The 2,967-nt window shown below is 64.7% G+C and carries 2 protein-coding genes; one reads left to right on the top strand and one right to left on the bottom strand.

All coding sequences use genetic code 11. The features are described 5' to 3' along the window. Nucleotides 1-137: 137 nt before the first annotated feature. Nucleotides 138-1,919 (bottom strand): cyclic peptide export ABC transporter, encoded by a 1,782-nt coding sequence (locus QOC89_RS05560; RefSeq protein WP_323044113.1) that lies wholly within the window; start codon nt 1,917-1,919, stop codon nt 138-140. A 293-nt stretch (nt 1,920-2,212) separates the two neighbouring features. On the opposite strand from QOC89_RS05560, the gene QOC89_RS05555 reads away from it, so the two are divergent. Beyond that, nucleotides 2,213-2,967 (top strand): AMP-binding protein (locus QOC89_RS05555; RefSeq protein ID WP_323044112.1); only part of this gene is annotated, 755 nt, incomplete at its 3' end.

Genomic DNA, 2,967 nt, shown 5'->3' with positions numbered 1-2,967 from the left:
AATGCAGCGAGGAGCGTAAGGTCAAGGAGCGCGAGATCGAAGTGCTCGTCGAGTACGTCGGCGTCGCTCGGTACGCGTATTGCCGCACGCCGGGCGTTTGAGCAAACACACCCGGCGCCGATTTCATATAACTCGACTCAGCCCGCGGTGCCGTTAGCAACGGCACCATTCTGCACGGCCTGCGCCACGCCATAAGTCTCGCTGACGATACTGCCGTTCTCCAGCTTCAACACGCGATCCGCGAGATGGAAGTAGCGATCGTCGTGGCTGATCACCAGCACGGTCTTGCCACGCGAACGCAATTCCGGCAGCAATTGCTCATAGAACACGGCCTTGAACTGCGGGTCCTGATCCGCGGCCCATTCGTCGAACAGGTAGAACGGCCGGTCTTCCAGATACGCGACCACTAGCGCGAGGCGCTTCCTCTGACCAGTGGAAAGCGCGCGTGTCGAGAATGCGCCATTCACCACCTGCACCTTGTGGTCCAGCGCGAGCTTCGCCACCAGCGCGTTGGCGCGCGCGTCGGCCTGCGCTCGCGATGCATCGTTCGGATCGACGATCCCGAGCAGCGCGTCGAACAGATGGAAGTCGTTGAACACGGCGGTGAAGCGCTGCCGGTACGCGGCGCGTTCGGCGAAGCCGACCGGCTTGCCGTCCAGTTCGATCGTGCCGTCTTCCGGTTCGTACAGGCCCGTGAGCACCTTCGCGAGCGTCGTCTTGCCGCTGCCGTTGCCGCCGACGATAAACACCAGTTCACCCGGCCGGAAAGTCAGAGTGACGGGCCCGACGCGGAACATCCGCTCATCGCGTTCATGGAAATACGAGTGCGTGACGTTGCTTAGCGTGAGCGTCCGGTACGGCGCGTGCGAGGCGTTTTCATCCGGCGCCGGGGCGGTGCGCAGCGCGCCGAACTCGCCCATCACCTTTTCGATCCGGTCGAGCGACACGCGCGCCGCATTCAGCGTCGGCACGTTGTTGAGCAGGCCGTCCAGCGGCAGCAGCATGAACAGGAACACCACCACATAGCCCGATGCCGACGGTGCATCGGCATGGACGCCCAGCGCGGGCCAGAACGCCGCGACGCCCAGAAACACATAGAACAGGAACACGATCCAGCCCACCCCGACCGCATACGCGCTGAACGCGCGGCGCCGATGGTCGCGCACCTCGTCGATCGCAGAACCGAGTTGGCCGTCGACGAATTGACGCGAGCGCGCCTGATGCAGCTTCAGTTCCTTGGCGCCCGTAAACAGCGCGCCGAGATAGCCGAACAGTTTGTCCTGCGAGCGGCCGGCGGCTTCGAGCGAGGCGATTGCCCGCTTGTCGCCCGCGTGATAACCGAGCGAGCCGACCAGAATCGCGGCGAGCGCGAGCAGGCAGACCGGCCACGACAACCACGCCAGATAGCCGAGGCAGCCGAATACGATCGAGCCGTGCATCACCAGATTGGGCAGCGCGAAGAACAGCATCGAGACGTTGGTCGCATCGTCGGTGAGGACCGACTGCACGGGCGCTGCGCCGATCCGTTCGACGTCGCGCAGTTCGGCCTCGGCGACGCGCCGCGCGACGTGCTCGCGCAACTGCGCCATTGTGTCCTGCGAGAGACGCGCGAACAGCACGCCGGTAATCACGCGGGTGACGAGCGCAAGCACGGCGCATAGCGCAAAACGCATGGCGAGCGACATGTCGGCGGCACCCGGTTGCGACAGCGCGCGACTCAAGGTCGCGACAAGCAGCACGCTCGCGATGCCGTTCAGCACGCAGGCAGTGAGCGCGATCGCTAAGGCACCACGCGAGCGTTTGAGCAGCGCGACGATCAGACGCATGGCGGGCTTTCCGGGCGCATGAGCGGCAGTGTGATCGGCGGTTGAGGGAGAAGGCGAGGGTGGCGCGTCGTAGCGCTCGTTGGCAGCGGTCATCGGCAATGGGTCGCAGTGGGTCGCAATGGATCGGTGAAATGCAGCGCACGCGGGCGGCAAATCAGCGGGACGCAAAGACGCGCCCCTCGCCTGATAGACGAACGGGCGTTGCAAACATTTACCGCATGACGCCGATTGGACCTCCATACGACCGTCCGTGACTAAAAAGATGCAGTCCGAATAAATCGACAACGGCGGTAAAGATTTGCGATTGCGGATCGTCACACCAATGAAGCGGCCCATTGCGGCCTGCGACTTGGCCCACGCGGCCAGTTCTAACGGATTTCACGCCCATGACGAGCTTCCCGATTGCCTTGCACCATCGAATCCGCGCTTGGGCGCGTATCGAACCCGATGCACCCGCACTTGCATCGTTCACGCCGCATACCGTGCGGCTGACGCGCGGCGAGTTGGACGGCCGCGCGGCGCGCCTTGCCGCACAACTGAGGGCGGCAGGCGTCACGACCGAGATACGCGTGGGGGTATGCGTCGCGCGTTCTTGCGATCTGTTCGTCGCGTTGCTGGCGGTGCTGAAGGCGGGCGGGGTGTTCGTGGCGCTCGATCCGCGTCATCCGGCGGTGCGCCTCGACTGGGTTGTGCAGGATGCCGAACTTGCGCACGGCATTGTCGATGCGTCCGCCGATGCGGCCATGCGCGCACGTTTCGCGCAATGTTTCGATGTCGCGAGCGCTGCTTTGACAGACGCAGAAGCAGACACAGCGCGTTTCGATGGCGACGAGCCGGTGCATCCGCGCGCGGCCGCCTACCTGATCTACACGTCCGGCTCGACGGGCACGCCGAAGGCGGTGGCCGTCGAACACGGACCGCTCGCCGCGCATGGCGACGCGCTCGCCGAATCCTTGCCGATCGACGGTAGCGATCGCGTGTTGCATTTCGCCTCGGTGAATTTCGATGTGTCGATTGAAGCATGGCTAGTGCCGCTCGCCGTGGGCGGCAGTGTGGTGATCAGCGATCCGCCGCCGTTTGCGCCGGAGGCCACGCATGCCTTCATGTTGCGCGAGGGCGTGACCAACACCACGCTGCCGCC

Source organism: Paraburkholderia sp. (assembly GCF_034668105.1).
GTDB lineage: Bacteria > Pseudomonadota > Gammaproteobacteria > Burkholderiales > Burkholderiaceae > Paraburkholderia.
The sequence above is the reverse complement of the archived record's forward strand: the minus strand, read 5'-3'. Positions and strand labels throughout refer to the sequence as shown.